Raw genomic sequence first — 26247 nt, 5'->3', positions numbered from 1 at the left:
CCTTTAATGGGTAGGTTCAGCGGGAATAGTTGAATTGGCGGGCGTTATGCCAAGGATGTGCTCCAGGGTATCGAGCAGCTCATGCGGCATGGTCGACACCACATGAACCTCGGCGCCGCGACCGGTAAGGCTTGCGAGTAATTCGTCACGATGATACTCGTCAAGGGTCATACCATCGGCGTTGAACATGAGCTTAGGCACAAAGAGCATAACCCCCGATAGGTCCTGTGGCAGTTGCTCCAAGATGTCGCAGGCGACGATGAGGCCGGTCACGTCCACGTTGCCGCCAAAGTAGCGGTTTTTGATGGCCGTGACGGTACCGGCAAGGCCCTGCGGCGATTCCACAAAACGCGCTACCGTATCGCGCGCGCTGGCGCCCGAAAGGCACAGCAGGCGCTGGTCACGGGCGGCGATTGCCTCGCGAACGCGGCGCAGGCGCTCGGCATCGGCGGCGAGCACGTTGTCGGTCTCGTCCAGATAGGAGCGAATCATACCGATGCCGTCGTAGTACTGCGGGTAGCCGTCGTAAAAGTCCGCCTCAGGCGGCTCGATGCCGGCATCCAGGTAGAACTCGTCGCTCATCTGGAAGGTATGGCGGCCAAAGCGCTCGAAGGCACGGTCCTGGAAGGGCCGGATCATGGCGATAGTCTCGCGCGCCAGCTCGGGCTTGTCACTGTAGGACCAGCTAAAACGGTTCTGATGCTTGGTAAATCCAAGCGGCACAATGCCCAGGCTCGTGATTTGCTCGTGCTCCTCGCAAAAGCGCAGAGTCCTTTCCAGCTCCTCGCCGTCGTTCATGCCGGGGCACAGCACGATCTGCGCGTGAATCTCGATGCCGGCGGCCATGATGGCCTCGAGCACGTCCATGCCGCGCTGGGCGTTGCGGCCCATCATGCGGCGACGGATGTCGGGGCTCACGGCGTGGACCGACACGTTCATGGGGCTCATGTTGCGTTGGATGACGTTTTGAACATCTTCGTCGGTGAGGTTCGTGAGCGTGACAAAGTTGCCCTGCAAAAAGCTCAAGCGGTAGTCATCATCGCGAATGTAGAGCGTGGAGCGACCGCCCTTGGGCAGCATGGTCATAAAGCAGAACACGCAGGCATTTACGCAGGTACGCATGCCATCGAAGATAGGGCCATCGAACTCCAGACCCCAGTCCTCGCCGGGAAAGCGGTCAAGCTCGACGGGGGTGACGGTGTCGTCGCGCGGGTCGAATACCTCCAGCTCGACAGTGTCGTCATCTGCCTCCCAGAGCCACACGATCATATCGGTCAGTTGCTCGCCGTTGACCGTGAGCACGCGCATGCCCGGCTCGATACCCACATCCCATGCGGGCGATTCGGGGCGCACGTTTTTAACGAGCGCGCCCTCACCCGGCTCGGGGTCGCGGCTGCGCCCGTAATCGGCCACCTCAGCGGCGTATGCGGGTACGGTCTGGTCCATGATTAGCGGCAAAGCTCCTTGATGCGCTCGACGGCGCGTTCGATGTGTTCTTGCGGGGTGGAGGCTCCGGCGGTGATGCCGATGTGGTGAGCGTCGGTAAACCACGCGGCCTGAAGCTCGGAAGCTTCCTCGATGTGATACGTACGCTCGCAGGCGTTTGCGCAAATCTGCGCCAGGCGGCGGGTGTTGCCCGAGTTCTTGCCGCCCACCACGACCATGCAGTCGCAGCGGTTGGCAAGTGCGGCTGCTGCCTGTTGACGCTCACTCGTGGCGGCGCAGATGGTGTTGATCACGCGCAGTTCCTGCACGCGCGGCGTGATGGCAGCCACGACCTCGGCCAGGTTCTGCGCGGTCTGGGTGGTCTGCACGACGAGCCCAACCTTGCCCTTGAGCGGCAGCGCGTCCGCATCGGCGGCGCAGCTCACGACTTGAGCGTCATCGCCGGCATGGCCCAGGATGCCCTCAACCTCGGGGTGGCCCGGCTCGCCCACGACGATCACGCGGTAGCCCTCGCGTACCAGGCGCTCCGCCGCCACGTGGACTTTTTTCACGTAGGGGCAGGTGGCATCGACCACGTCGAGACCGCGCTCGCGAGCGGCCTCGATCACCTGCGGCACCACGCCGTGCGCGCGGATGATCACGGTGCCCGATGCGGCGTCGTCTAGGGTCTCGGCCAGACCGACGCCTGCCTCGGAAAGCTCGCGCACCACGATGGGATTATGGATGAGCGGGCCCAGGGTGTGGACCTGAGCGTTCTCCCCCGCCTGCGGGGCGGCCGCCAGGGCCATATCGAGCGCACGCTGCACGCCGTAGCAGGTGCCAGCGTGGGCGGCGATTTCGATGGTGGGGGCGTCTGCCTTGCCGGTCACAGCCTCGGCAGTGTTCATGACATACTCGCCCATGGCTAGAACCTGCCCGGGTGCTCGGCGCACAGGTCATCGCGCATGGCGTAGACGCGACTCATGGCTTCGGACTCAAACCATGCCAGGCGTTCCTTGCGCTTGAGCTCGGCCGGAGCATCGGAAAGCGAGATGGCCTTGCCGGCACGGATCCAGCATTTTTTGGGGCGCATGAGCTTTTTGCCCTTAGGCGTAATATCGGACCAACCACAAATGGCGAGTGGGTTGACGGGCGCCTTGCCCATCTGAGCGATGAGCGCAAAGCCGCCGTGGACTTCGGGTTTGATCTCGCGCGAGCGGATGCGCGTGCCCTCGGGGAAGATCAAGACGTCCTCGCCGCGCTGCAGCGCATGCTGGGCGGCACGCAGGCACTTCATGTCTGCAGTGCCACGCTCGACGGGAATGCCGCCCACGCGGCTAAAGGCCCAGCGCACAATCTTGGTCTTGGCAAACTCGGATTTAAAGATCGGGCGGATGCGGCGGCCGCCAAAGAACAACGCCGTCTCCACGGCCAGCAACTCGGCCATTGAGGTGTGGTTGCAGATGACCACACTGCCGCGGCCTTCCTGGCGCTCAAACAGCAGGTCGCTGTCCTCGACCTTCCAGCGCCACATGAGCTTGGAGAAGACCCACAGGATGCCCATGACCACGGCGACGGCGCCGCGGATGAGCGCCGGAAACTCGGCGTAGGGGGCGTTGTAGTAATCCTCGGGCGTCTGCTTAAACAGGCGCATGGGCTACCTCCTTTGGTTGATGAGGTCCTCGATGATGCGAACAACCTCTTCGATGGTGTGAGCGGTGGAGTCGACATGTACCGCGTCCTCGGCGGGCACGAGCGGCGCGACCTCGCGGCTGCTGTCGAGCTTATCGCGCTGCTTGAGGGCGTCGAGGGTCTCGTCGACCTCGGCCTCAAGCTGCTCTTCGGTGAGCGGCTGGGCGTCGTTTTGGTGGCGCTGCAGCACACGGCGACGGGCACGCTCGCGCGGGTCGGCAGTCAGGAAGACCTTGACCTGCGCGTTGGGGAACACGACGGTGCCGATGTCGCGACCCTCGGCGACAATGTCGCGGTCCTCGGCGGCGCGGCGCTGGTGGATGAGCATGGCGGCGCGCACGCCCGGGTAGGCCGAGACCTTGGACACGTTGGCGTCGACCTGCGGGGTGCGAATGGCAGCCGAGGCATCCTTACCGTCGATGGTCAGGCGCGTGTCCTCGCCGGTGCCGTTGGTAAAGCGAATCTCGATCTGCTCGGCGAGGGCGTCAATGGCCGCCTCGTCGTCCAGGTCAATGCCGCGGTCGAGCGCGGCGAAGGTGACAGCGCGATACATGGCGCCCGTGTCGAGCTTGTTAAAGCCCAGCTGGCGGGCGATCTCCTTGGCGATAGTGGACTTGCCGGAACCGGCGGGGCCGTCGATGGCGACGATCATGCAATGCTTCCTTTCGGTGGTTGACGTGCTGGTATGGGACGCGGGCGCTGGGGCTTGACGGACTGGTTAGCCCGTGTAGCGCTCGCGGTAGGTGTTGCGCTTGGGCGCGGAACCGTGGCTGCCGTGGTGGCGCGTGCGGGTCGCGGGGTTGACCGCTGTCGCGTTGGGGTCGCCCTGCTTGGAGCTGGCCTGCTTGGGCGGGATGCCGCCGGCCTTGAGAATCTGCACCTCGCGGTCGGTGAGCTCGCGCCACGAGCCCTTAGCCACGTCTTTGAGCTCCAGGCCGGCAAAGTTGCAGCGATGCAGGCGGATCACCGGATGGTGAATCTTGCTCAGCATGCGCTTGACCTGGTTCTTGCGGCCCTCGCGGATGATGACCTCCACGGCGGTGGTGCCGGGCTTGATGCCTTGCGGGGCTACGGCCTCGGCCTCGCGCGCGTTAATGACGCGGCAGATCGCCGGTTGGCATAGGCCATCGTCGAGCTCGATGCCGCGGCGCAGCGGCGTGAGGTCGCGATCGGTCAGGTTGCCGTCCACCAGCGCCTGGTAGGTCTTGTAGACGTGCTTGCTGGGATGCAGCAGGTCCTGCGACAGGTCACCGTCGGTGGTAAAGAGCAGAAGGCCCGTGGTGTCGCGGTCCAAACGACCCACCGGAAAGAGCCCCGGAAAGCGGTCGCGCGGGACCAGGTCGGCCACGCAAGGGCGTTCCTGTGGATCGCTCATGGTGGTGAGGTAGCCGGTCGGCTTGTAGAGCATCAGGTACACGGCACCCTGGTTGAGCTTGACGGGCATACCGTCGACCTCGATGTGGTCGCGGTCGACATCGACCTTGGTGCCTAGTTCGGTTGCGACCTGGCCGTTGACGGTTACGCGGCCGGCAGTCATCAGGTCCTCCGAGCCGCGGCGGCTCGCTACGCCCGCGCGCGCCAAAAAGCGCTGCAGGCGCATAGTGTGCGGGTAGACGGGCTGGGCGTCGCCCGTGGGCGCTGCGTTGTCCATGGCGCTTGCGAAGTGCGTTTCCCCTGCTTCGTTAGTCCTCGTCATGTATATCCTCCGAGGTATCGACGGTGGGCAGAAGCTCCTCGCCATCGGTGTCCTCAACATCGGTATCGATCAGTTCGCGTTCTTCGTCCAGGTCCTCGGCCTGCTCCTCGAGCGTGGACTGAATGCTGCGGCCGCTCAGGCGCTCGCGGATAAACTGGCGCGACTGCTCGTCGGGGGCAAACTGCTCCAGATCGGGCAGGTCCCGGGTGGAGCGCAGGCCGAACTTTTCCAAGAAGGCGTTGGTCGTGCCGTAGATGATGGCCTGACCGCGCTCGGGGTCGCGGCCGAGTTCGCGCACCAGGCCCTTATCCACGAGCGACGCGATGACGCCGTCGGAGTTGACGCCGCGGATGCCCTTGACCACCTCGCGCGTGACGGGCTGGTGGTAGGCGATGACGGCCAGGGTCTCAAGCGCCGCCTGAGACAGCTTTTGCGTGTCCCAGCTCAGCACGTAGGCCTCGACCACATCATGGTAGGCGGGGTGTGTAAACAGGCGCCAGCCACCGGCGACCTCGCGCAGCTGAAAGCCGCGGTTGGCCTCTTCGTACTCAACCTTGAGCTCGGCCAAAAGCGACGCGCACTCGCCCGGGGCGATATCCAGCGCAGCTGCCAGCGCGGGTGCGCTGACGGGGTCGCTCGACACCAGCAGCAGCGCCTCGAGGGCGCCTTTGAGGCTGTTTGCCTCCAGCGTGGAAAGGGTTGACATGGTTGCCGCTCCTATTCGGTGAGCTCGGGGCCCTCGCCAGGCACGTATGCCTCGGCGCCCTCGACGCGGTTGATTTGAATGGTTCCAAAGATCTCGTCCTGGCTTAGCGTAAGCGAGCCGCGCTTGGCAAGCTCTAGCATGGCCAGGAAGGTGACAACGAGCTGCTCGGTGGTGGCGTCGCCGTCCAGCAGCTCGCGGAAGGTGCAGGCTTGGTGTGCCATGGTAAAGCGGTCGACCGAGGCCACCGTCAGGTCGAGCGGCACGCGATGCGGTGCCACGTGCTCGGCCTCCAGCAGGAAGGTCTGGCGTTTGCCATCCAGGTCGGCGCAGATGACGGCGAGGCCGCGCAGGGTAATGCCGGCCAGATAGTCGGGCATAAGGCCTAGGAACTCGGGGTCGGGGCCGGCCACGCGCGGATGCATGCGGCTCTCGGCCTGCATACGCGCGCCAAGGGCTGCCGCCGCGCCCTTAAACTGCTTGTAGGCGATCAGACGCTGGATCAGGACCTCGCGCAGGGCGTCGCCGTCGAGCGCACTGAGCTCCTCGAGCTCATCGTCATCCTCGTCATCGTCGTCTGTCTTGCGCGGGGCCTCCTGGGGCACCAGCGAGGCGGCCTTGATGTCCAAAAGGGTTGCCGCGACCAGCAAAAAGTCGCTCGCCACGTCCAGGTCCAGCGCCTCGATGCGCTCGGCCTCGGCCAGGTATTGCTCGGCCACCTCGCTGATCGAGATGGCTCCGATATCAACTTTTTGGCGGGTTACCAGCTGCAGCAGCAGGTCGAACGGTCCGCTGTAGACCTGCGTCGACACGCGATACGACATCTTCGACCTCCTTTGACGGCGCCTTCGCGGCGCGGTTTGGGTGCATGTTGCGACCGTTTTGCACGGTCGACCTGTAAGTTTACCTTAGATGCCGGCGATTGCGAAGTTGAGCAGCCACTCGGCCAGCGGATACACGGTAACGTCGAAATACCGTCCAATCACGTCGATGCCGGTCCACATAGGCAACAGGTACAGCACCAGGATGAGGATGGGCATGGCGTATTGCTGCAGGCGGTAGTAGTTAGAGAGCGCTTTGCCTTTGAGGAACGGCACGATGATCGACGAGCCGTCGAGTGGCGGAATCGGAATGAGGTTAAAGAACGCGAGCGACAGGTTGACCACAATAAAGGTGGCACCGAAGTTCATGATTTGGGAAGCCACAGCAAAGGACATGCTGGTGTAGAGGTTGCCGTATGTCGCGTGCATGATAGCGGCCGCAAGGCATGCCAGCGCAATGTTCGATGCGGGGCCGGCCACGCTCACCAGGACCTCGTCGCGCTTGGGGTGCTTGAGGTTGTTGAGATAGACGGGCACGGGCTTGGCGAAGGCGAACACCGGGCCGCCGGCGGCGAGCATCAGCAGCGGCAAGAGAATGGTGCCAAACGGGTCGATGTGGTTGAGCGGGTTGAGCGAGACGCGGCCGCGCGAACGGGCCGTCTTATCGCCGAGTGCCCAGGCCGCGGCGGCGTGCGCGCTCTCGTGGATCACGATGCCCACGATGACGGCGGCGGCGCTGGCGAGCAGGTTCATGAGGTAGCTGCTGGACATGTCACTCCCCTAGCGGACGCGGCGCGAGGCGCGCGTAAGCAGGTAGTCGGCCACAAACAGGATGACGGCCACGATGGCGTAATCCAAGCGGAAGACACCGCCAAAGGGCGAGGTGATAACGCCGTAGCCGGCGATGGCGCTCGGCAGGGCGCGCGAAAGCTCAACGACAAAGCCCACGATCTGCAGCTTGGCGGTGAGGCCGCTGAAGCACAGCAGCACGGTCATCGCGCTCATAAATATGCCGCAGATGCGACAAGCGATGGCTATGATGCTCATCGCCACGGCGGTGGCTTTACGAGAGTTCACGCGCGGTCTCCTCTTCGATCTGGGTGGAAAGCTCCAGCCATTCGTCCTCGAGCTTGGGCAGCTCTTGCTTAAGGCCGTTATATTCCCCCAGCGCGGCGTTGAACTTGTCCTGATCGGCATAAAGCTCTTCGCTTGCCATCAATTCCATAAGCTCGTCATAGCGGGCACGCTTTTTGTCCAGCTCTGTCTCGATCTTCTTGAGCTGGTTGCGCACGCCCTTGAGCTTTTTGTTGAGCGCGGCACGGGCCTGGGCCTCGGCGCGCTTTTGCTCCTTGGTCTTTTTGCCCTCGGCAGGCTTGGGAGCCGCGGCTGGGCTGCTGGCCTGGGCGGCGTTGGCTTTGGTGGACTTGGCCGCGGCAGGTGCGCTCTCCCCTGCTGCCTCGGCGGCGGCGCGGGCAGCGAGGTCCTCGCGTTTGAAGAGGTAGTAGTCGTAGTCGCCATCGTAGACCGTGACCTTGCCGTCGCGGATGTCGATGATGCGGTTGGCCACAGCGCGCACCAAGTGCTCGTCGTGGCTGATCAGCACAATGGTACCGGGGAAGTTTTGCAGAGCGTTCTCGAGCATGTCCACCGAGTCGATGTCCAAGTGGTTGGTGGGCTCGTCTAGGCACAGGAGCGCCTCGGGCGCCACGAGCATCTTGGCCAGAGCCAGACGCGCCTTTTCGCCGCCGGAGAGGACTCGAACCTGCTTCTCGATGGAATCGTTGTCGCTAAACAGGAAGGCGCCCAGCAGGCTGCGCTGCTGCGGTACGGTCCACTTGGGCGTGACAGTGTCGATCTCTTGCAAGACGGTGTTGGACTCGGTCATGCCCTCGAGCGCATGCTGGGCATAGTAGGCGATGCCCACGTTGGTACCCAGGTCGCGCGTGCCGGTAGTGGGCGGCTCCAGGCCGGCGAGGATCTTCATGAGGGTGGACTTGCCGGCGCCGTTGGGACCGACGAGCGCCACGTGCTCGCCGCGGTAGAGTTTGAGGTCGATGTCGCTGTAGATGTGCTTGTCGCCGTAGGACTTGGAGACGCCCTCCAGGCTCACGACCATATCGCCGGAGCGCGGCGGGTCGGGGAACTTAAAGTCGATGTGCTTGTGGCCCTCGGGCAGGATGACGAGCTCCTTTTTGATTTGCTCGATCTTGCGGATGCGCTCCTGCGCTTGGGCGGCCTTGGTGGGCTTGTAACGGAACTTGTCGACGAAGACCTGCATGTGGGCGATGTCGCGCTCCTGCGCGGCACGCTTGGCGCGCATCTGCTCCAGGTTGTCCTCGCGCTGCTTGAGGTAGCTGCTGTAGTTGCCGGTGTAGGTGGTCACGCGGCGGTTTTCGAGCGCGGCGACGTGGTCGACGCAGGCGTCCATGAAGGCGCGGTCGTGGCTGACGATGAGCACGGCGCCGTCGTAGTTGGCGATAAAACCGCGCAGCCATTGGACACTTTCGAGGTCCAGGTGGTTGGTGGGCTCGTCCAGAAGCAGCAGGTCGGGATGGCGCAGGAAGAGCTTGGCCAATGCGATGCGCATCTGCCAGCCGCCCGAGAACTCGGAGCACGGGCGTTCAAAGTCGGTGACCTTAAAGCCGAGGCCGGACAGGATCTTGCGGGCGTTGCTCTCGAGCTCGTAGCCGCCCAGATGTTCAAAGCGGTCCTGGACCTGGCCGTACTCGTTAAGGAGCGTGTCGACGTCCTTGCCCTGCTCGGAGAGCTCGGTGATCTGGGCTTGCAGCTCGTTGGCGCGCTCGCCCATGCGGCGGATTTCCTTGGCGGCCGCCATGACCTCGGCAAGGACAGTGGTGTCCTTTTGCTCCAGGTTGGTTTCCTGCTCTAGGTAGCCCACCTGGCAGTCCTTGGCGTACTGGACCTGGCCGGCGTCTGGGCTGTCGATGCCCATGATGATCTTGAGCATGGTGGTTTTGCCGGCGCCGTTGGGTCCCACGAGCGCAAAGCGTTCGCCGGGGTTGATCTGGAAAGACGCGCCGCTAAAGAGAACGCGCGCGCCGAAGCTTTTTTCGATCTTGTCGACCAGGAGGATCATGGTGCCGCCTTTGACCTTGTGTGCCTATATGAAAAAAGGCCCCAACTTGCGTTGGAGCCTCATTCAATTCTCGGGTGGAGACGAGGGGGATCGAACCCCTGACCTCTTGACTGCCAGTCAAGCGCTCTCCCAGCTGAGCTACGCCCCCGTGCGAAAAAGTACTATACGGGAACTCGGACGGCGATGCAAGGACAATTTTGGAAAAACTTTCGCGGGCCCCGGCGCGCACGTGCGGGTGCGCGGGCCCGCCCAGGTCCGAGGAGCCCGCGATGCCCGCGGGGGCAGCGGTCCACGCACGGACCGTGCGCCGGCCGACTTGGCGAGCGGAACACGACTCTCCCCGTGCAACAGGGTTTTCCGTGCACCGCCAGTCCCATTATCGGGCCTGATTGCGAAGCGCCCCTCCCCTGCGCTTCAGAACCATGCCCGTTTACTACGATGAATCAGGAATGTCCGACCACACTCGCCTTTTGGCGTAAGCGGCGGGCTTCCTACCTGCGGTTTTGCAAATGGAGAACACGCGGTGCTCGGGCATCGCCGATCCGTCGTAGTAAACCGGCATGGTTTTGAAATGGCATCAGGTTGATTTCACACATAAATATGTTGGAGCCCTGAAATATAGGCTTTAACTTATTCTAAAACACGTCTTTTCCGCGACGCGCCTAGATTAGCTGTTGTTTAACATCGGATTTGATCTTGCGTTGTGCGACTTCCTCGTGCATGGTAGTATTTCACGACGTGAAGCGAAGAAATTGGGCCTGAGTTGGCTTTGTTAGAATTGCATTCACCGTTCATAAGGGCTCTTGGCGCAACGGTTAGCGCAGGGGACTCATAATCCCTGGGTTCTGGGTTCGAATCCCGGAGGGCCCACCACTATCTACCAGCGGTTTCCCTGATATTCAGTCAATCAGGGAAACCGCTTTCGTTTTGGTTTTTCCTTCTAGAATCCACTGGTTTCTTCTGGCTATCCACCACTATCCACCACAACCCAATGTATAAGGAGGCGTTTCGCCTGTATATACATTGTGGAGGCCCTAAGGAGCGCCGTTCTGAGTCGGCGGCATGCCGGGGGCCGCGGGCGCCTTCTCTGTGCCCCAAGACCGTATCGGAGCTTTCACTTTCCGGTGTAATAAAAATCTAAATAGTCGGCCCTAAAACGTTCCCGGCGATCCATGGGCGATATTTGCCGCATTATGTCGAGATTGCCTCAGTATAGATTGCGGAGACGATCCATTTCGATACGATTGTCGGCCGCCAAGCTAATGAAAGCCTGGAACAGTTGTTCAGCAAGGCCATATGCGCGCTTCTCACTATCAGACTTGTCTCAATACCTTTGAGGATTGGAGCAAGTTATGACCAATCGTACAGTTGTCCATGGCGCTATTGTGGAAGCCGCCTCGGCGGTGCCCATCGACATCGCGATTGAATTCAAGCCGGGAATTCCCGGCATGACCATTCTGGGCATTCAGGATAATGCCGCCGTAGAGCTGCGAGGTATCGTCAGGTGCGCCCTCAGGGCGCAGGGATACACCTTGCCTCGAAACAGTGGCTCTATCGATGTCATGCCCTCGCCCGGCTATAACAGGGCCTTCTCTGGTCGAATCCGAGATGCAGGCTCCCTCGCGCTACCCATCGCACTCGGAATCCTAAGCGCCTCGGGGCAACTTGAGCCTGCGTATATCGAGGACAAGCTGTTTTTCGGCTCGCTCGACTTCGGTGGCAACGTAACCTCATGCCGGGGCACTATCGCCGTCGAGAACCTTTGCCGGGAACTGAGTCTCCAAGGCATCGTCTCAGCTGCGACTCCACGCGGAATCAGGCCTTATCATTCGAGTCTTCAATCTCTGGACTCGATTTCAACTGACGCCCTAAGCAATCCCGAGAAGCTCATCGGAAGAACCATGCCGGCCGAACCCGGGCAATTGAGCCCAGTCTATCCGCCCGCTGCCGTCTCCGCTGTGGCTGAGGCGCTTGCGACGCATACACCCATCCTCATCGAGACAGATAGCCCGGAACGCGCGGGCGAGGCGCTCCGGGCGTTCTTCCGCGTCGGCGAGAGTGACGAGGCGACACTCATGAGAGACCTCGCCCGCGCCGGCGCTAAGGGGAACGTTGCCGTCGTGCCCGATGTCGGGACGGCGAGTATTGCGGGCATTGTCGGCGGGGGGCGCCCGATCCTGCCCGGTATCATTTCGACTGTAAGCGGCGGCGCTATCGTTTTGGGAAATATCGATCAGGCCTCGTCCCATGTCCTTCAGTCCGTTGCTGCGGCTATCAGGCAAGATACCGTAAGAATTGTCAGAGTTGACGGCACTGTTCGATTTCCCTGCGATGCCGCGCTCGTCATGACGGTGAGGGAGGACCGCAGCAACTATGCACTAAAGGCTTTTGAGAAGGGCCTGTTCCCTAAGATTGAACAGCCCGTCGTTGTCGATATCGACCAGCTGGAAGAAGGCCTGTCCCAGATTCTGGCGCACCCCGGTTCGTTGGTCGCCTATAGGGAGAGCGTCGAAAAGCGCATCGAGGACAGCAGCCTCTATGTGGATGCAACCTCCAAAGGCGGCATCAAGGTCAACTATTCGGTCGACGGGGAGCCGAAGACCGTGGAGCTCGTGAAGCAGATCTACGAAGAGAACGACACACTCTGCATCCAGGCCTTTGATGTGACCGAGGGCTCCGACTCGTTCGGGGCTCTTTGGTCGGACGTCACCGTTAACCTTGACGGCTCGGCGCAGGGCGACCGCACGGTCTACATGAAACGATCTGAAATTGACCCCTTGCCCGGGATCCTGATGGACTCGGAGATATTCGGCTCCGTTCTCGACGGCGCCGGAAGGGGTGGATACGAGGCCGTCGAGATCAGCCCGAACGCCTTCCTCTCGATGAGGGACCTGCCGGAATTCCGAGAGATGGTCATTCCCGCCGAATACAAGGATATCGCTGTTGCCGCGGGCGTTAAGTTCGCCGTGGTGCCGGCGATTGAAGCCAAAGACATCGCGCTCATGTCTGATGGCCTCGTCAGCGTAGGCGGGCACGACTATACGCTCTATCGCGGGCAGACCTTCGAAGAGTCTCAGAAGGTGGACGCGATCCTCGATCAGTACGATGAGCTCAGCGTGGCGCCCCACAGGCTAGACTGCAGCCCCAGCACCAAGAAGATCATTGACTCGCTCCGGCTTACGACTAAAAGCACAGCATCGCCCGGTGGCGTCGTAACGATGGAGCGCGATGTGGCCCTCCCCCACGTTCAATCGCTGAAGCATTAACCAAAATCTAGGAACACTTGTTCAACGGCTCTCATCGCCATGCTCCATGGCTGACGATAAAACCAACGGAACTATGACCGAAGGGAGAGCCGTATGGATAAGCTGGACAGGTCGGGAGCGGCGGCAGGGCTAGGCCTGCTCAATCTCGACCGCATTTACAATAACGTGTGCGAATTGATCATGGACCCGCAACAATGCGAGAGCCACCTTAAATGGCCGGCCGTCGCCACACTTGGCGCGATTATGGCCGAGCCGAGTCTTCTTGCGGCCGTGGCCGAGGTTGCATTTGACGGCATTGCTCCCAATACGAATGCCGACCAGAAGTCCTGGCTGCTTGCGCAGGCCCTATTCACGTCTTCAACCGCCCAGGCCGCATATGAGGTCGAGCACGGGCTTGAGCTCTCGCCGTCCGATCGTGCCCATATTAATCCTAAGGCTGCCATTGCCGTCCAGGACTACATCTCGCATGACCAAAAGCTCGCCGTCATGAAATTCTATGTCATGGCAGACACTGAGCTCACACACATCGCCATGAACTGGCCGGCTGGCCCCTACGGCCAGTACAGGATCGGCGACGATGGCTATGTCACAGACGAGCAGTTCGTGCGCGTGATACCCGACCCCCTCGACCAGAGCCTCTACGAATACATCGCGAACGGCGGCCCGCTTACCGACGAGGTTATCAGCGCTGCCGTGAGGGGTGAAGCGGGATACATCGATACACTTGCTTCTCAGGCTATCGATAACGATCCCGATGCCCCTGTCTACTACACCGAGGGAGAGCAGGATGAGTGGGAGGACTCTCTCAATGACGGATTTGTCGAAGAGAGCGAACTCAAGACCGAACGTGCCCACGTGATGCCGGGAACGAAAAACCTCATCGCGCAGATCAGCAAGAAGCTAGGCGGCGGCACCGAGGGGGCGCTTCACACCACGGCCCCCGACCGCACCGCCTACTTTCACTATGGGCAGTCATAAGGGGGGGCGCACTACGATGAACATTAGCCTTATCCCGTTCGACTCCCATATCGAGTGCATGACAATCGACACGGAGACCACTGGGCTCGATCCAGCCGGCGGCGATGAGATCCTGACGCTCGCCATGGTTCTCGATATCGAAGGCCAAGACTCACCCTCGACGGTTCATCTACGTGTCATGCCGCAGCATAAGACGGAATGGCCCGACGCCGAGCGCGTGAACCATATCTCCCCTGCCTCCGTGGCGGGCTATAAGCCCTTTGAAAGATATCTCGAGGCCGTTCAGTTCCTATTCGACCGTACGGAGAAGATTGTCGGATGGAATGTCAAATTTGACCTTGGTTTTCTCGAGAACGAGGGCGGCGTCATACCGCAGACGACGAAGGTAGTCGATGCGATGGAGGCCTTCGGGCGCGCATACGGCCCGTTTTCGGAGACTCATACCCGATGGAGGCTGACCTCTGCGGCAGATGCCGTGGGCTATAGCTTCGAGGGGACGCCCCATACCGCTCTCGCCGATGCCTTGGCTACCAGGTATTTATATCGACACGCCGAATCGATCATCGAAGGCCATAGACATCCGGGGGCAAATGTCAAACGCCCCGGAGCTTACAGGCATATCTAGGAAATTGTCACCCTGTGGCACCAAACCGGTCTGCACGGGTGGCCTATATGGCGAAAACTGTATTTGGGGCCGCCCGAGCGTGCGGCCCCAATGCACATCGCCGGAAGGAGGTACCAGCAATGCCCGGAGAGAACGAAGAAGCCATGCGCGTCTTGCTCATGCTCGGGCAGGCTGTTATGCCGCCGGCGCGTGAGGTTCTCATTCTTACGATGAGGGCGCTGGCGCGCGGCACCGGCAAGGTTGCCGGCACTGCCGGCAGGACGGCCCAGCGCGGCGCGAACCATGCGTTCAGCCATGTAAACGGACTCGGGCGCTACGGCCTTGTGACCGAGCATACCTTGAGGCGCGACCGCAACGACGTCATCAAGCTCGTCAACCTCGGCAAGGAGGGCGCGCTCGACCGCAGCGACCTGTCGCTCCTTTCCGACATCTGCCGCAGGCACCGCATCGGGTTCGCGGTTTTCGAAGACCCGGCGACCGGCTATTTCGCAATCGAATACAAGATGAAGGACCAGGAGGCCCTTGCCGCCTGCATCGAGACGGCTATCCAGAGAAAGCTAATCTCGAATGCCGACGTGGATAGCGCCATGAGGGGACCGGTCGAGAAGGGCAACGGCCCCCAGTCGGCCAATCCGCGTAATGAGCGCTCGTCTGAGCAATTAAAAGAGTATCCAGCGCTTCCCGCAATCGGGCTTCCCGCCGTTGGCCTCCCTCCGGTTGGCCTGCCGCCCGCGCCGGAAAGCATCGAATACCTCGGGGAGTCTTGGAAACTCGACCAGTCCGATGGCATGTACAAGCGTAAATTCACCGGTTGGGACGGCACTGCCTACACCGCCGCCATGACAACGGCCGGTGCCTTCAGGATCACCGATTCCGACGGCCGTCTGGCGAAAATCGGAAACCAGGTCTGCGAGGGAGACGTCAAGGGGGCGTTTATCGAGGGACGCTCCGACGCGCTCGTTCGATGCCATTCCCAGATCGAGACCCTGAAGGACCGTGAGGCCTTCGAGGGATCGGTTAAGCTGCAGCAGCGCCCAGGACGCACCAAGCAGATGGGCTCGCACGAGGTCATTCGCGCCGCCAATATGCGCGACGCCGCCGACCGCAAGGCGAACCGTCACCAGATCGGAAATCAGAACCGTCCGGCCACGCACTCCCGAACACTCAACAAGCGGGTCAAGAGGTAATTCATGAAGTTGCCCAAGCTGGACATAACGAGGGCAATCGGAGCCGTCGTGCTGGGGGCGGCCGCCTTCTGGATCGTAAACCTTACGGTCCAGAAGGTCATGCTCGGAATCAACGGCATGGAGACACCCGATGACGTCGTGGCCTTCATCGCATGGTCGGCATCCCGGCGACCCTTAGGCATCTACTTCGGTGGGCTCCCTTTGCTGATTTCTGCCGCAACGTCCCTCGCGTTCGCGCTGGCCACTTTCCTCAAGAAGGAGGCACCTGGCGAGGACATCTCTCCCGCCAAGCAATATGGCTCCCAGCGATTCTCCACCGCCCAGGAGCGCTTGCTGTACTCGCATAACAAGGCGACAGACGAGTGGCCCGTCCCCGACTGGTGCGAGACGGTCGAGGACGACAATATCATCCTGTCGCTCAACAGCAAGGTTGCCGGTACCTCAATCGTCAATGATAAGAAGGACCCGATCAGGCGTGAGAGCCAGGTGCCGAACCGCAACATGTTCATCATGGCCGGATCGGGTGCTGGCAAGTCATACCGATTCGTGACCAACCAGATCATGCAGATGAACGGCAACATGGTCTTCACCGATCCTTCTGGCGAGCTTTTCCGCGCATCTGCCGCCTTCTTGGAGAAAAACGGCTATGAGGTGCAGGTCATCGACCTGCGCGACGAGGAGCACATCCTGGCCTCGACCCCCTACAACCCGCTCATCAACTGCCGTGACGTCACGTCCATCAACTCGCTGGTCAACATGTTCATTGCGAACACCAAAGGTGAGGACACGCGCGGCGACCAGCAGTTCTTCATCGACATGGAGAAGAATTTCTACACCTGCGTCTGCGGCATGTTCGTCTTCTGGTTCAAGGCCAACGGCAATACCGCGGACTGCACTCTCCCGGGTATCATCGACTACCTGGCGATGGCCAAGGCCGACGGCGCCGAGGGCATCAACAAGCTCGACCTCGTCTTCGAGGGTACCCGCGAGCGCGACGGCTTCGATGGGTTCGCGCAGTACATCATCGATACTTACGGCGAGGACGCGCTCGACGACGAGTCCCTCCCCGAGAACTCCGTCCTCACCAACTACCGCACCTTCAAGGCCAACGCCGGCGCCCCCGAGCAGATGGCGGCAGTCGTGTCCTCGTGCGCGGCCCGCCTGCAGAGACTCAACAACCCCGCGATCAGGAAGATGCTGGGTCGCGACGAGCTCGACCTGCAGTCTATCGACAAGCGCAAGCGCGCCATATTCTTCTGCATCAAGTCCGGCGGCGGCCCCTATGACTTTGTCGCCGCGATGGCCCTGAACCAGCTGTTCGATATCTCGAAGGATATCGGATCCACGAACGGCATCGGCCATCTTGAGATCCCCCTATATTGCTATCTAGACGAGCTCGCCCAGATAGGCAAGATCCCTGACCTCGAGAAGCTGTTCGCCGAGAGCCGTAAGTTTTGGATCAACCTCTGCGCCATCGTGCAGGACGGCAAGCAGCTCGAGGCCCGGTACGGCAAGCAGTCGGAATCCATCCGTGCAAACTCGGCCATTTTTATGTACATGGGTTCCTCCCTCTTTTCCGATTGCGAGCAGATATCTCGCGAGATGGGCAACACCACGAAGAAGTTCACCGATTACTCCGTCTCGAATTCCGCAAGCGGAAAATCCATCAATGAGAGTACGAGATACGTCAAGGTCCCGCTCATGAGCCCCGAGGAGCTTTACAGCTTCAACGAGGAAGACGGCCTGTCCCCTGACGAGTGCGTGACCCACTACAAGCAGGGAATGTGGTTCCGCGACCTCAAGGCCGACCCGGAGATCCACCCCCGGCGCAAGGAGTATCTCGCCGCCGGCAAGACCGACATGCTTGAGTGGGCGCGCTCAAGGAAGCACGCGCAGGGCCCCGATGTGTCGACACCCGAGGACGTCGTACTCATCAACCGAGCAAACCCCAAGACCATCGTCATTGACGCCTATTAGGGCGCATGAATAGATATCGCAAATCCTAGGGAAGGACATTTCAATGGAACAGCTTTCAACAATCGTCACATCCTTCGAGAATCTCATGATTGCCGGTGGTTCTCTGTTTGCCCTGTGGGGTGTATACAACCTGCTTGAGGAAAAGACCAAGGGACGTCCCGGCCACGGTACCGAATGGTGGCAGGTGCTCGCCGGCGTATTCATTGCCGGATGCGGCGTGTCCCACATCATCTCCCAGCTTTTTAACGGCATCATTCAATAATGAGTATTCGGGAGAGGTTGCTCGCCTTCGCCGCCGGCTCCCCCATCGGGGATGACCGGTCGCCAAGGCCGACGGAACCATACGGGGAATACGAGCTCGACAGGCGATGCATAAAGTGGTCGGAGTGCATTTTTCGCTTCGCGGTTGTCAGCGTTGCCCTGCTGGTGCTGGGCTGCGCGCTGTCTGGCATCGCATATGCTGCGCAAAAGGGTCAGTGGTCTGTAAGAGACTCGCTTGATGTTTCAGGTTCCCAGGCAACAGACTCTAAGCGCTATGTCGTCATCCGTTGGTCAGATATTGAAAAAGACAAGTTTATAGACTTTAAACATGGCAACATCACCGCTCATGAAATCAGATATGAGGTGAAAATCGGAAACGGAAGCGCAAATCTTTATGGCCCGATCTATGTCGATAAGAACGGTAAAACTGTAAGTTCAAAAACCGCCAAAACAAAAAAGCTGAGCGGAAGTTTGAGCGATAGTGAGTTTCTGAAGAGCTTGGCGCCAAGTTGGGCCCCTGATGGCTGGGAGATAGCAAAAGCCGCGGCAACTGGACAGGAATCCACTGGAACCGGTGGCGGACCTCATACCGACAAAGACTCGGCAGCAAAGGACCCGGAGGACTTGGAAAACCAGTTAATCAAGGATCATCCGCCCAAATTCGCTCTAAATTTTGAATTCTTTAAGTATTCTGCCGAAAATTTGGCATGGTCCTTCTGCCGCGGACTTGCCGAGAATGCTACCAGTCTCGCCGAATGGTGTATTTCGTTGGTGTCCTCCACGGCGGATACGGCTTTCACTTCCGATTTCACCAATGGGCCTTTTGCCCAGTTCTACACCATGGCATCGACGTTGTCCAAAAACGCCTTCCAGCCTTACGCCTTTGCGTTTCTTGGCCTGACTTTCGGCGTCGCCCTTATGCACCAGCTCGATGTCCGCCGCAAGATGGCCGGTATCGACATCATGGCAAGCCTCGCCTTCGTCGTGATGATGTTCGCGGTGAGCTACACCCTCATTGTGCACGCGATGGATATCTGCGCCTGCATATATATCCTCGCCCAGAATCTGGTAAGGGTCGTGAACATCGCGCTCGCGTCTGTCGGCATAGAGGCGTCAAAGTCCCTCGGCATAAAAGAGCAAGTGATCGCCTCGTTCGACTCTCTGACGTATGCCCAGGCGAGCACGTCCTTTATCCTGCTGCTCCTTGCGATCGTGGCCCTTGTCGCCTGCGTTGCCTGCCTATTTTGCGTACTCACTACCATCTTTGTACGCGTCGGCGAGATATATCTCAGGGCGGCGGCGAGCCCACTCTGCCTTGCATTTTTCGCAGACGACAGGTCCAGGGCAATGGGGGTCGGGTACCTCAAGCGCTTCGCCGCGGTGTGCTTCCAGGCGGTCATGATTGTCATCGCCATCGGCATGATCCCCTTGATCATGACAGTGGCCTCCGAGCTCATAGCGCCGATCACGTCTGACACGAGCAGCCTGAGCGGGTTTGGGGATGCCGTCGCCGCCCTGATCCCGTCGATGTGCGCTGTCCTGTGCATCACGGAAATCGTCAACAAGTCCAAGTTGGTCGCCAACAGCCTGTTTGGCCTTGCCTAGGGAAGGTGATGAAATGGCAGAGACATTCGTGCGCGACGATATCAACAACTATGTCGCGAGAAATATTTTCGGTCATTTTTCCAAGCGCTCCGCTGTGGCGGCGTTGGCTGCCGCTTCGGTCGTATCTGTCGGCATTTACGGCGTTTACGCATGGGGCTGGAATCTCGAAGCCGTCACTTATCTGGCGATACCGGTTTGCGTCGCGATCGGCGTAATCGGCCTCCATTCGCACCATGGCCTCAAATCGGAAAAATGGCTGCCCCTCATGCTGAAGGACCGGGCCGAGCCGGATCAACTCATGCTCGCGGTGCCGACTTTTGAGGTCGCGACGCCAAAGAAGACTCGGGCCGAATTGCGTAAGGAGAAGCGCCGTGAAAAGGCTGCGAAGAAAGCAAGAAAGATAGAACAGGAGACCGTGCCGGCGGGAATCGCCCAGGCGATGGCAGAGGTCTCTATTGATAACGATAGGAGAAACCCGAGATGAGCAGGATGACGATTGAGGATCTCGACCGTGAGATCGCGGAGGCGGAACAGCGCCGCGCGAACGCCGTCGAGGCTGGTTGGCCGAAGGGCGTGCGCCAAATGGACAAGCGCCTGAAAAAGCTGAATAAGAAACGCGACAAACATCTTGCGAAATATGGTCCCGACGTGCCATCCATCCCCCTTGGCTCTTCCTGGGAGACGGATGAGGACCAGGCCGATCTCGGCGTCAACACCGCCCTGTCGACCGACGTAAAGCTCGTCCAACCCAAGTGGACGACCACGAAACTCGTGCCCTACGAGCTGCTAACGGTCGACGGCGTCATGCGTATCGATTCGGCGACCTACTCCATCGCCCTGCGGGTCGACGACGTCAACTATCAAGGCGCACGACCCGAGGACCAATATCGCGTTCGCGAGGCATGGGCGGCGTATCTCGACTCCCTCGACCATACGGTGCGCCTCGGCATCTTCATCATGAACAAGCGTGTAAGCCCGGAGGAGTTCGCCTCCGACCTGCTATTCCGAGAGGTGCCCGGTGACGATCGCGGCAACGTCTTGCGTCGCGAGTACAACGCTTGGACTCGCTCCATGCTGGCGAAATCCTCCAGATCCGTTCGCCGTGACCGCATCGTGACGATCGCGGTGTCTGCCGACACGATGGAGCGCGCCGTCCCGCGCCTTTCCCAGGAGGCCGATTCCTTCCTGCGCTTCATGCGCGACCTCGGATCCGATGCGCATATCCTCGACGGCCAGCAGCGTCTCGATATCATCCAAGCCATGACGCGTCAGGACGATAACCCGGGCACGGCGAACTTCGAGCGTCTTTCCGGAACCGTCGGCCTCACGACCCGCGAGCTCGTGGCCCCCTCTTCCGTCCTCACGGCAGACGGCTATCGCGGCGATCCGAGGATGATCGTCGGGCGCCGTTGGGTGAAGACCTATGACGTCACCCTCGACGGGTACGGTAAGACAATGAAAGACTCCTTTATCTCAGATTTGACGGGCCTGCCCTACGACCTCACCGTCGCCTGGCACATCCGGCCCTGGGAATTCTCTGCCGCGATCTCCGCTGCAGAGAACCACCTGCATGAGATCACCGAGGAAAATAACACCTATCAGTTCAACACGAGCCGTCCCGAGGTCGGCTACTTCGTCGACCAGAGTAACATGCCGCCTGCCATGCGTGAGGCCCAGGAGGACGCCGAGGCCTTCCGAGACGACCTCGAAAGCGCGGAGATGCATGCGTTCGGCGTCACTACGGTCGTTGCCGTCCAGGGTCGCACGGAGACGGAGCTCGAGGAGGCATGCCGCGAGGTCGAGAAGGTGTTTTCCACGCACAGGAAGCCCTATCCCGATTCCTGGCGCGCGCTTCGCGAGGAATCGTTCTCGACCGCCCTGCCTATCGGTACCCCCTATATCCCGTACGAGCGCACCCTCACGACAGATCCCCTGGCGCACATGATGATGTTCGTTGCGGCGGAGATGAATGACCCGGGCGGCAACATCATGGGCCTCAATGCCGAGACCCGCTCGTTCATCGTCTACGATCCGGTCTCCCATGAGCACACGAACAGCTTCACGCTGGCACAACCCCGTTCCGGCAAGTCGTTCAATTCGAAGATCACCCGCATCATCCCCGTGCACCTGAAGCATCCGGACGACGACGTGATCACTATCGACCCCGAGGGCGAGTACGTCACCCCCACCGAGTATCTCGGCGGCCAAGTGATCCGTATCGCGGAAAACTCCGGCGACTACATCAACCCCCTCGACATCTCCCTTGCCTACGGCTCGGACGACCCGGAGACAAAGTCTTCCCCTGTGCCGGCGAAGGTGTCCTTCATCCAGTCGCTCGTTCGCATGATGGCGAGCAGCGTCAACGACGCCCAGGCAAACGTCCTCGATGCCGCCGCTGCCTACGCGTATAACCGATACCTAGATGACCCGCGTCCCGAGAACTTGCCGACACTTCAGGATATCTATGACTTCCTGATGTCCGAGCAGGGCTCCGATATGCGCGACGCCCGCGACCTCGCGAAGCTCATTCGCCGCTATGTCACGGGCACGCTGTCGCTGTTTAACCATCCGACGAACGTTGACCTCCAGTCGAACCTCGTGTGCTTCGACCTGCATGAGCTGTCCAGTGAGCTCAAGCCCCTGGCGCTGCTCATCATCCTCGACCATATCTGGGTCCGCGTCTCGGCGAACCGCCGCGCCGGAAGGCGAACCTGGCTCGTTATCGACGAGTTCCAGCTCCTGCTCGACAGTCCCTACGCGCGCAGCCAGATCGACCGCTTCTTCACCCGTGGCGGCAAATGGGACTTCTACATCAACGCCATCACCCAGAACCTCTCGCGCGTCCTCAACAGCGAGGAGACGCGCTACATGTTCCAGAACTCGCCCTTTGTGACGGTCCTGCAGCAGACGAGCGACCTTCTGCCCGACTTCCAGGAGCTATTCAACCTCTCCGAGAGCCAGACGAAGGTTTTGGCAACCGCTCATCCCGGCGAGGGCCTCTACGTGTTCAAGAACCGCGTGGTCCATTTCGACTTCCCGATCGACCAGAAGATCTGCCCGACGCTCTACGACATCTGCACGACCCGTCCCGCCGATATCAAGCGCCGGGTGGCGAGGCCGGTGCCGGTGAGGCCCGACGTCGATACGCTCGACGAGCCGGAGGACGCCCCGTCATCGTCCTCGCGTTCGAGACGTGAGGAGATCGGTCGCAGTGTGCCCTCGCCGGCGCACATGGCTCCCCCGCCGCAAGTCCGATCCTCCGATCGACCTGCGAACGAGCAATTTGGTTTCAACGGCGGCGACAACCGAGACGCGGTTGCCGCCAAAAATGAAAGGATGGAAGATATGGATATTCGTGACTTCCAGGAGGGCGTGAGCTTCTCGCGCTTCAACACCCGTCGACTCCCGACCGAGGAGGAGCTGCGCGCACAGGCTGAAGCCGAGCTCAAGAAACTTGTCCTGAACGCGATCGATCAGGTCTTCACCCGTGAGAGCGACACCCACTTCGACGATTTCGCGCTGGCGCTTTCCGCTGCCGGCATCACGCTCGGCGCCGACCCCTCCGGCGACATCGCCTTCTCGAACGGCACGGTCGCCCTTTCTGGTTCCGAAGTCGGATACACGCTGCAGGCGCTCGTTGCCATGTCGGAGCGCGCCAACGGCCTTGATGCCGTAGCGGAGCCCCAGCGTGCCGCTTTCCCCGAGCAGACTCAGTCCATCGAGGAGGATACCGAGCAGGCTGCCTCTCGTCTCGATGGTGCCCGTCAGCAGCCGGTGGAATCGCCGGCCCGTCCGCGCACTCAGGCGCAAGTCCCTCAACAGCCGGTGCACTCCGCAACACCCCAGCAGACTTCCGCTGCAGACTTCATGCAGACCGGCGGCATGTATCCAAACCAGCGCGCGGCTCAGCGCCGCCATCAGGCCGCGCTGCAGGCGACGGCTGCTCCCCAACAGCCCGCTGAACAGCACTTCAACAGCGCATCGGTCAAAGGCGCCATGGACACCCTGCTGAACTATCAAAACGACAGCGGCGAGGATGTCGGCGGCGTGTTCGCAAACCCCGATGAAATCAGCCCCGAGGGCCTTAGCGAATACGCAAACGGCTCCGGTTTCGTAGGCTAGATAATGCGCTCGACGAGATACAGCTCCAACCTTGCCCATGCGGATGCCCGTGCTGCCGTTAGCAGGCGTGCGGGCACCGTCGCCGCCATGCTCGAATCGGATTCGCGGTATGCCACGGCATCGGCAGGATCCTCTTCGCGCAAGAATGGCTCGCGCGCGAACTCATCCGACCTTTCTCGTCTCGGCGCACAGAAAACGACGCGCTCGCGTGCGGCATCTGCCGCCGCGGGCGCAGCCTCCTACGGCGGCGCCTTTGCAGCCGCCGCGCGATCCACGATGGCAGGTGCATCCGAAGCCGATGCGCCCGACACAGATATGGCGGAGGGATCGGGTTTCTCCCCCTCCGCTATGGCCTCGTCTTCCCGACGCGGGGCCACTGTGTCGGGCGCAACGCCCTCGGCACAGCTCGTGGCGTCTTCGGAACTCGCGAAAAAGGTGGCGACGGTCCCTGTCGCCCCGTTTGCCGGCAGCGCCTCAAAGGCGCTTGATCGCGCCAACGCGGTCGAGCTCGATATCCTCATGAAGCGCCGTCCCGGTTCCTTCAAGAAGGACCCGGCCGCCGTCAAAAAGCTCAAGGACTACCGCAAGCGCTCTCTGCGCAGGAAACGCAAGGCGGCACTCAAACAGGCCTCGCTCGGGAAGAAGGCGAGCCGCGCCGTCGGCGGCAGCATCTCGCGAAAAATATTCAAGGGGCGCAAGGGAAGGCAGAAGTTCCTCTCCATGAGGGCATGGAGGAACAGGGTCGCCCTGTTCACCTCCCTGCTTTCGCTCGGCTGCCTGCTGTTCATGGGCGTGGTCCTAGCCTCGTCGCTTGGCATCGTTCTGTTCGGCAACCAGGCCGCCGGCGCTAGCAGTACGGCGAGCCTGGGCGGCGATGAGCTCAAGATATATCTGTACCTCAAGGACCACGGGTGTGACGACATCCATGCCGCGGCCATCATGGGAAACTATTGCCATGAGTCCGCGGGCACCGCAGCCAAGAAGATATACCCGATGGCCGACCAGGCGAAGGGCGGTCGTGCCTATTGGGAAGAGGGTATCAGTCCTTGCACCAATGACGAGATCATCGCGAGGGGTCCCGTCTACAACAAGGCGGTTGGCATCGGCCAATGGGACGGGGGGCGTCGCCTTCGCCTTGCCCAGTTCGCCAAGGAGACGGGAAGGAACTGGTACGAACTCGACGTTCAGCTCGAGTTCTGGTCGGACCACGATGAGTGGGGCTCGTTCACCAGTGCGAACGGCAAGTACACCTACCAGACATTCATGGAGACCGACGATCTCGAGTCGGCGACGATGCACTATGCGATGGGATGGGAGCGGTGCGCGATGGTGGGAGGCAAGCCGCACGGCTGGGACTCAAGGTACCCAAACGCGGAGTATTTCTATAACGCCATCACTTCGGGCTCCCTCGGCGGCTCCGGCCAGGAACTGTCGGGCGCCACGGGCACCCAGCTGGCCGTCGTGAGCGCATGCAAATCGACACCCTCGCCAGGCAAGAACTGGTGCGCCGCCTGGGTGACTAATGTGTTCAAGGCCGCCGGCGTCGGCTACTACGGCGGCAACGCCTGCGACATGGTCAAGGCCTGGTGCCATAGCAACAACCCAGCAGACCTCAAGGTCGGCATGATCGTGGGCGACACGAGCCACCCCGGCACCGGAACGCCCGGCCTTCTCTATGGCCATGTCGGCATCTACGTCGGTGACGGCAAGGTCATGAGCAACGAGGGCGCTATTACGACCAAAACGCTCGACGAATTCATGGCCTTCTACGGAAAGGGCTCCGGCGTCTTCTGGGGCTGGATGGGCGGAGTGGAGCTCAAATAGCTCTAAGAGGAAAGGAATTTGTTCCATGTACGATAAGGGAAAGAAGCTCGACTCAAAGGGGATTATTCTCGCCTGCGTCGGCATCATCGCGGTTTGCATCGCAATCAATATCGCATTTGCGGTATTCCCGCCCATGGGCAGGTCGGATGGCGATTCGGCCGTAGAATCCTCTACGGCAACCGATAGTGATGCCGATGTCGCAGGTGACGAGCTGGGCGATGGATCGGAGACCGGTACTATAGATGGCCAGGGTGAGACGGCCCAGGTTGACCCCTCGATCGTGGCCGTGCCCGACAACCTGCCGGAGGAAGCGACCCAGGCAGGTTTCCAGGACGCTGTCGCCGCATACCTCACATCCCTGACCTCAGAATACGGCGTTCCCGAGAAGACGCTTATCGAGTCGAGCGACGTGAATGCGGGAATGGGACCCGATGGCTCCGATATCCCCTACTGGGTCATCCGCGCCTACTTCCCCAACGAGACGGAGATTCCCGTGACCGTCGATTTCACCAAGGGCGAGGGCTTCAACGTCGGGACGTACTGATTTAGATGAAGAATGCGCCCGGACCCTACACAACAGAACCGTCCCTGCTGCTCTTTCGCCGGCGCCTGGCCGCCCTCATGAGAGTGACGGGTGTCGGCCAGGATGAGCTTGCGGCAACGATCGGCCAATCGCCGCGCTCGATCGCCCTTTGGTTGACGGGCGTCAGGCTGCCTTCGGCGGTCTCGCTCAAGGCCCTCTCGAGGACGTTTGGCGTGCCTGCAGACTGGCTGTTGGGCGCGGACGCGGTTGAGATAGCCTCGGGGCTCACGAGGCTCGCGAAGATCGCCTCGGCGCCGAAGACCGCGGGCGCGGACGCAGATAAGGCATCGGACTAAAGGCTCGGGCGGTCTTTCTATCGTTGGGCGCGAAGTCAAAGCAAATACTGATAGAGAATGGACAGGACATGGCAAGACTACCGTTACAG

Annotated in this window: 22 protein-coding genes and 2 tRNA genes; 13 read left to right on the top strand and 11 right to left on the bottom strand. The window is 60.9% G+C overall.

Translation table 11 applies throughout. The features are described 5' to 3' along the window. Positions 1-3: 3 nt before the first annotated feature. The 11 genes from ACGHEN_RS05830 to ACGHEN_RS05780 all read right to left on the bottom strand — a co-directional run bounded on the left by ACGHEN_RS05830 (position 4) and on the right by ACGHEN_RS05780 (position 9582). Positions 4-1446 carry a DUF512 domain-containing protein gene (locus tag ACGHEN_RS05830; protein ID WP_390398025.1) on the bottom strand — a complete coding sequence of 481 codons (1443 nt, stop codon included), beginning with the start codon at positions 1444-1446 and terminating at the stop codon, positions 4-6. 2 nt (positions 1447-1448) lie between these two features. Beyond that, entirely contained in the window at positions 1449-2348 is a 900-nt protein-coding gene (locus tag ACGHEN_RS05825) for a 4-hydroxy-3-methylbut-2-enyl diphosphate reductase (protein ID WP_233514980.1), read from the bottom strand. A 2-nt stretch (positions 2349-2350) separates the two neighbouring features. Next, positions 2351-3079 carry a lysophospholipid acyltransferase family protein gene (locus tag ACGHEN_RS05820; RefSeq protein WP_390398022.1) on the bottom strand — a complete coding sequence of 243 codons (729 nt, stop codon included), beginning with the start codon at positions 3077-3079 and terminating at the stop codon, positions 2351-2353. Between the two features lie 3 nt (positions 3080-3082). Beyond that, positions 3083-3769: a (d)CMP kinase gene (cmk, locus tag ACGHEN_RS05815; RefSeq protein ID WP_390398019.1), complete on the bottom strand. Its 687-nt coding sequence runs from the start codon at positions 3767-3769 to the stop codon at positions 3083-3085. A 66-nt stretch (positions 3770-3835) separates the two neighbouring features. Further along, complete coding sequence (locus tag ACGHEN_RS05810) at positions 3836-4768, bottom strand: pseudouridine synthase (protein ID WP_390399380.1); 933 nt, start codon at positions 4766-4768, stop codon at positions 3836-3838. A 31-nt stretch (positions 4769-4799) separates the two neighbouring features. Further along, positions 4800-5519: an SMC-Scp complex subunit ScpB gene (scpB, locus tag ACGHEN_RS05805; protein ID WP_349090384.1), complete on the bottom strand. Its 720-nt coding sequence runs from the start codon at positions 5517-5519 to the stop codon at positions 4800-4802. Positions 5520-5530: 11 nt separating this feature from the next. Next, positions 5531-6340 (bottom strand): segregation and condensation protein A, encoded by an 810-nt coding sequence (locus ACGHEN_RS05800; protein ID WP_390398015.1) that lies wholly within the window; start codon positions 6338-6340, stop codon positions 5531-5533. Between the two features lie 84 nt (positions 6341-6424). Continuing rightward, the gene (locus ACGHEN_RS05795; RefSeq protein WP_390398013.1) at positions 6425-7108 is read right to left on the bottom strand and encodes a site-2 protease family protein; all 684 of its coding nucleotides are present in this window, start codon (positions 7106-7108) and stop codon (positions 6425-6427) included. A 9-nt stretch (positions 7109-7117) separates the two neighbouring features. Then, positions 7118-7414 (bottom strand): hypothetical protein, encoded by a 297-nt coding sequence (locus tag ACGHEN_RS05790; RefSeq protein WP_055250169.1) that lies wholly within the window; start codon positions 7412-7414, stop codon positions 7118-7120. Next, positions 7401-9434: an ABC-F family ATP-binding cassette domain-containing protein gene (locus ACGHEN_RS05785; RefSeq protein WP_390398010.1), complete on the bottom strand. Its 2034-nt coding sequence runs from the start codon at positions 9432-9434 to the stop codon at positions 7401-7403. Before ACGHEN_RS05785 ends, ACGHEN_RS05790 begins: the two co-directional genes overlap by 14 nt. 75 nt (positions 9435-9509) lie before the next feature. Further along, positions 9510-9582: transfer RNA gene (locus ACGHEN_RS05780), tRNA-Ala, on the bottom strand. Positions 9583-10231: 649 nt separating this feature from the next. Between ACGHEN_RS05780 and ACGHEN_RS05775 the strand changes: the two genes are divergently transcribed. From ACGHEN_RS05775 to ACGHEN_RS05715, 13 genes are all read left to right on the top strand, one after another. Then, a tRNA-Ile gene (locus ACGHEN_RS05775) sits at positions 10232-10307 on the top strand. A gap of 479 nt (positions 10308-10786) precedes the next feature. Then, the gene (locus ACGHEN_RS05770) at positions 10787-12700 is read left to right on the top strand and encodes a magnesium chelatase domain-containing protein (protein WP_390398008.1); all 1914 of its coding nucleotides are present in this window, start codon (positions 10787-10789) and stop codon (positions 12698-12700) included. Positions 12701-12793: 93 nt separating this feature from the next. Beyond that, positions 12794-13678, top strand: coding sequence for a hypothetical protein (locus ACGHEN_RS05765; protein WP_390398006.1), 885 nt, complete (start codon positions 12794-12796; stop codon positions 13676-13678). A 16-nt stretch (positions 13679-13694) separates the two neighbouring features. After that, positions 13695-14303 (top strand): exonuclease domain-containing protein, encoded by a 609-nt coding sequence (locus ACGHEN_RS05760; protein WP_390398003.1) that lies wholly within the window; start codon positions 13695-13697, stop codon positions 14301-14303. 119 nt (positions 14304-14422) lie between these two features. Beyond that, positions 14423-15490, top strand: a complete 1068-nt coding sequence (locus tag ACGHEN_RS05755; RefSeq protein ID WP_390398000.1) for a hypothetical protein — start codon at positions 14423-14425, stop codon at positions 15488-15490. A 3-nt stretch (positions 15491-15493) separates the two neighbouring features. Next, positions 15494-17467: a VirD4-like conjugal transfer protein, CD1115 family gene (locus ACGHEN_RS05750; protein ID WP_390397997.1), complete on the top strand. Its 1974-nt coding sequence runs from the start codon at positions 15494-15496 to the stop codon at positions 17465-17467. A gap of 43 nt (positions 17468-17510) precedes the next feature. Further along, positions 17511-17729: a hypothetical protein gene (locus tag ACGHEN_RS05745; protein WP_390397994.1), complete on the top strand. Its 219-nt coding sequence runs from the start codon at positions 17511-17513 to the stop codon at positions 17727-17729. A 17-nt stretch (positions 17730-17746) separates the two neighbouring features. Then, positions 17747-19333 (top strand): hypothetical protein, encoded by a 1587-nt coding sequence (locus tag ACGHEN_RS05740; protein WP_390397991.1) that lies wholly within the window; start codon positions 17747-17749, stop codon positions 19331-19333. A 13-nt stretch (positions 19334-19346) separates the two neighbouring features. Next, positions 19347-19817 carry a PrgI family mobile element protein gene (locus ACGHEN_RS05735; protein WP_390397989.1) on the top strand — a complete coding sequence of 157 codons (471 nt, stop codon included), beginning with the start codon at positions 19347-19349 and terminating at the stop codon, positions 19815-19817. Continuing rightward, a complete protein-coding gene (locus ACGHEN_RS05730) occupies positions 19814-23455 on the top strand; it encodes a VirB4-like conjugal transfer ATPase, CD1110 family (RefSeq protein WP_390397986.1) in 3642 nt (1213 codons plus the stop codon). The genes ACGHEN_RS05735 and ACGHEN_RS05730 overlap by 4 nt, the downstream gene beginning before the upstream one ends. 3 nt (positions 23456-23458) lie before the next feature. Continuing rightward, on the top strand, positions 23459-25279 hold the full coding sequence (locus ACGHEN_RS05725; RefSeq protein ID WP_390397983.1) for a phage tail tip lysozyme: 1821 nt from the start codon (positions 23459-23461) through the stop codon (positions 25277-25279). A gap of 25 nt (positions 25280-25304) precedes the next feature. Next, entirely contained in the window at positions 25305-25823 is a 519-nt protein-coding gene (locus ACGHEN_RS05720) for a hypothetical protein (RefSeq protein WP_390397981.1), read from the top strand. 77 nt (positions 25824-25900) lie between these two features. Further along, the gene (locus tag ACGHEN_RS05715) at positions 25901-26158 is read left to right on the top strand and encodes a helix-turn-helix domain-containing protein (RefSeq protein WP_390397979.1); all 258 of its coding nucleotides are present in this window, start codon (positions 25901-25903) and stop codon (positions 26156-26158) included. Positions 26159-26247: the final 89 nt, after the last annotated feature.

The organism is Collinsella sp. i06-0019-1H4 (assembly GCF_042849575.1).
Lineage (GTDB): Bacteria > Actinomycetota > Coriobacteriia > Coriobacteriales > Coriobacteriaceae > Collinsella.
The sequence above is the reverse complement of the archived record's forward strand: the minus strand, read 5'-3'. Positions and strand labels throughout refer to the sequence as shown.

Bases quoted from the DNA above. Each gene is read 5' to 3' on its own strand.
- ACGHEN_RS05830 (WP_390398025.1), bottom strand. From the start codon at position 1,446: ATGGACCAGACCGTACCCGCATACGCCGCTGAGGTGGCCGATTACGGG.
- ACGHEN_RS05825 (WP_233514980.1), bottom strand. From the start codon at position 2,348: ATGGGCGAGTATGTCATGAACACTGCCGAGGCTGTGACCGGCAAGGCA.
- ACGHEN_RS05820 (WP_390398022.1), bottom strand. From the start codon at position 3,079: ATGCGCCTGTTTAAGCAGACGCCCGAGGATTACTACAACGCCCCCTAC.
- cmk (WP_390398019.1), bottom strand. From the start codon at position 3,769: ATGATCGTCGCCATCGACGGCCCCGCCGGTTCCGGCAAGTCCACTATC.
- ACGHEN_RS05810 (WP_390399380.1), bottom strand. From the start codon at position 4,768: ATGGACAACGCAGCGCCCACGGGCGACGCCCAGCCCGTCTACCCGCAC.
- scpB (WP_349090384.1), bottom strand. From the start codon at position 5,519: ATGTCAACCCTTTCCACGCTGGAGGCAAACAGCCTCAAAGGCGCCCTC.
- ACGHEN_RS05800 (WP_390398015.1), bottom strand. From the start codon at position 6,340: ATGTCGTATCGCGTGTCGACGCAGGTCTACAGCGGACCGTTCGACCTG.
- ACGHEN_RS05795 (WP_390398013.1), bottom strand. From the start codon at position 7,108: ATGTCCAGCAGCTACCTCATGAACCTGCTCGCCAGCGCCGCCGCCGTC.
- ACGHEN_RS05785 (WP_390398010.1), bottom strand. From the start codon at position 9,434: ATGATCCTCCTGGTCGACAAGATCGAAAAAAGCTTCGGCGCGCGCGTT.
- ACGHEN_RS05770 (WP_390398008.1), top strand. From the start codon at position 10,787: ATGACCAATCGTACAGTTGTCCATGGCGCTATTGTGGAAGCCGCCTCG.
- ACGHEN_RS05765 (WP_390398006.1), top strand. From the start codon at position 12,794: ATGGATAAGCTGGACAGGTCGGGAGCGGCGGCAGGGCTAGGCCTGCTC.
- ACGHEN_RS05760 (WP_390398003.1), top strand. From the start codon at position 13,695: ATGAACATTAGCCTTATCCCGTTCGACTCCCATATCGAGTGCATGACA.
- ACGHEN_RS05755 (WP_390398000.1), top strand. From the start codon at position 14,423: ATGCCCGGAGAGAACGAAGAAGCCATGCGCGTCTTGCTCATGCTCGGG.
- ACGHEN_RS05750 (WP_390397997.1), top strand. From the start codon at position 15,494: ATGAAGTTGCCCAAGCTGGACATAACGAGGGCAATCGGAGCCGTCGTG.
- ACGHEN_RS05745 (WP_390397994.1), top strand. From the start codon at position 17,511: ATGGAACAGCTTTCAACAATCGTCACATCCTTCGAGAATCTCATGATT.
- ACGHEN_RS05735 (WP_390397989.1), top strand. From the start codon at position 19,347: ATGGCAGAGACATTCGTGCGCGACGATATCAACAACTATGTCGCGAGA.
- ACGHEN_RS05730 (WP_390397986.1), top strand. From the start codon at position 19,814: ATGAGCAGGATGACGATTGAGGATCTCGACCGTGAGATCGCGGAGGCG.
- ACGHEN_RS05725 (WP_390397983.1), top strand. From the start codon at position 23,459: ATGCGCTCGACGAGATACAGCTCCAACCTTGCCCATGCGGATGCCCGT.
- ACGHEN_RS05720 (WP_390397981.1), top strand. From the start codon at position 25,305: ATGTACGATAAGGGAAAGAAGCTCGACTCAAAGGGGATTATTCTCGCC.
- ACGHEN_RS05715 (WP_390397979.1), top strand. From the start codon at position 25,901: ATGAGAGTGACGGGTGTCGGCCAGGATGAGCTTGCGGCAACGATCGGC.